This is a genomic window from Mesorhizobium sp. M4A.F.Ca.ET.020.02.1.1 (assembly GCF_004022645.1).
Classification (GTDB): domain Bacteria; phylum Pseudomonadota; class Alphaproteobacteria; order Rhizobiales; family Rhizobiaceae; genus Mesorhizobium.
In genome coordinates this window covers 1-2502 of the sequence record NZ_RZOI01000819.1, presented here as the reverse complement: position 1 = coordinate 2502, position 2502 = coordinate 1, and the positions used below count along the sequence as shown (strand labels likewise).

Below are 2502 nucleotides of genomic sequence, written 5' to 3'. Positions count from 1 at the left end.
GATCAGCACCGCTTCGGGCCAGGCGCGGCAGGGTTTTATCTACACGCCGCACTATGCGGCCTCGAAATTCGGCGTCGTCGGCATCACCCAGAGCCTCGCCAAGGAAGTGGCCAAGGAGAAGATCACCGTCAACGCCATCTGCCCCGGCATCATCGACACCGACATGTGGGCCTATAACGACACCGCCTGGGGCAAGCTGCTCGGCGACTACAAGCCGGGCGAGTTGATGGCGGAGTGGGTGAAGAACATCCCGATGGGCCGTGCCGGCAGCGGCGAGGACGTCTCCGGGCTGGTCAGCTTCCTCGCCAGCGACGATGCGGCCTACATCACCGGTCAGACCATCAATGTCGATGGCGGCCTGATCATGTCCTGAGGCTGTCGGATTGCGCATCGCTCAGTGCGTTTGTGCGTTGCGCGACATGAACCTTGGTATATATAATTTCATCCTATGAAACGGCTTCGGCTCGCCGCATGACGCGCCAGGCCTGGATCATGGGACCCTGATGGCTCGCATGCTCAAGAGCGCCGCGCTGGCGGCGATCGAACCGCGGATGACTGCCCCGGCAGCCATCGACGGGCGGCCATGACGCGGCCTCGCTTCGCACGGCACCTTCATCCTGGCATCATTTCACCTTTCGCGCCGGCTTTAGTGCCGGATGGGCGCTTGCGCAGCGACCGGCTTTTCCAACACAATCATAAAAAGACCAGAAGAAGGGAACGACCGATAATCCTCACCAGAGCTTGACAGGAGAACAAGCATGTCACTTCGGAGCATGATTTCGACAGCATCAATGGGAGCCCTAACGCTTGCCCTGGCAAGCGCACTGACGCCGGCAGCGCAAGCGGCCGCGCCTGAATCCAGCGATCCGATCAAGATCGCCCTGTTCGACTGGACCAGCGTCAACCTCAACGCCAAGATTCTTGGCGGCATCCTCGAAAAGCTCGGTTACACGGTCGAATATCCGACCGCAGATTACCTCTCCAGCCTGACCACCGGCCTCACCAATGGCGACCTCGATGTCGGCCTCGAATTCTGGGACACGACCGCCGGCGAAGCCATGAAGGCTTCCGACGCCACCGGCCAGACCGAACGGCTGGGCAAGCTCGGCCCGAAGGCCAAGGAAGAATGGTGGTTTCCGGAATACATGAAGGAAAAGTGCCCGGGCCTGCCCAACTGGGAAGCGCTGAAGGACCCGAAATGCGCCGAAGCCTTCTCGACGGCCGAGACAACGCCGAAGGGCCGCTACCTGGGCGGCCCGGTGACCTGGGAAGGGTTTGACGACGAGCGCGTCGAGGCGCTGAAGCTGCCCTTCACCGTCATCCTGCCGGCACCGACGCGGCAATGTTCGCCGAGCTCGAGTCCGCCTATCAGCGCAAGGCGCCGATGATGCTGTGGATCTATTCGCCGCACTGGGCGCCGGCCAAGTACAAGGGCGAGTGGGTGCAATTCCCCGAATACACGCCGGAGTGCTACACCGACCCGAAATGGGGCACCAACCCGGACGCCAAATATGACTGCGGCAAGCCGCATGGCGAGATCTGGAAATATGCCTGGGGCGGCATGAAGGAGAAATGGCCGGTCGCCTACAAGGTGGCCAAGGCCTATACGATCGACACCGACGAGCTCAACAAGATGAGCGGCGACATCGACCTCAACGGCAAGTCGCCGGAAGAGGTCGCCGCCGCCTGGATCGCTGCCCACGAAGCCGACTGGAAGGCCTGGGCGCAATGACCGTTCCGACTGGAAACTGCGAGACCCGGCCGGGCATGGCCGGGTCTCTACTGCCCGTTCCAGAAGGACGAATGCATGAGCAACGCGACTGATCCGCAGGCCGCCGGCGCGCCCAGGGATGCGCGCCCGATAAAACTTGCCTGCCGCAATGTCTGGAAGCTGTTCGGCGCCAATGCCGCGAGCTTCATCCGCGAGCGCGCCGGCAAGGCGAGCCTCACCGACATAGCGGCGGCGGGACTGGTCGGCGCGGTCCGCGCCGTCGACCTCGAGATCCGCCAGGGCGAGATCTTCATTATCATGGGGCTGTCCGGCTCAGGCAAGTCGACGCTGGTGCGCTGCATGTCGCGGCTGGTCGAGCCGAGCCACGGCAAGGTCGAGTTCGAAGGCAAGGACCTGCTGAAAATCTCCGATGCGGCGCTGATCGAGCTCAGGCGTCACCGCATGGGCATGGTGTTCCAGAATTTCGCGCTGCTGCCGCATCTCAACGTGCTCGACAATATCGCCTTTCCCTTGAGCATCCAGGGGCAGGACCGGGCGACGCGAGAGGGCCGCGCCCGCGAGGTGATCGAGCTCGTCGGCCTGCGCGGGCGCGAGCATTTCTATCCGCGCGAACTTTCCGGCGGCCAGCAGCAGCGCGTCGGCATCGCGCGCAGCCTCGCCACCAAGCCGGAGATCTGGTTCCTCGACGAGCCGTTCTCGGCGCTCGATCCGCTGATCCGCCGCGAGATGCAGGACGAATTGATGCGGCTGCAGACGATGCTGCACAAGAC

At 63.3% G+C, this 2502-nt stretch carries 2 protein-coding genes and 1 pseudogene; all 3 read left to right on the top strand.

Annotated features, from left to right (window positions below; genetic code table 11):
- The coding region (locus tag EN742_RS31610) for an SDR family oxidoreductase (protein ID WP_128333705.1) at positions 1 to 373 on the top strand (373 nt) is incomplete at its 5' end.
- Between the two features lie 385 nt (positions 374 to 758).
- A pseudogene (locus EN742_RS31605) lies at positions 759 to 1732 on the top strand (ABC transporter substrate-binding protein).
- A gap of 75 nt (positions 1733 to 1807) precedes the next feature.
- Positions 1808 to 2502 (top strand): ATP-binding cassette domain-containing protein (locus EN742_RS31600; RefSeq protein WP_128333704.1); only part of this gene is annotated, 695 nt, incomplete at its 3' end.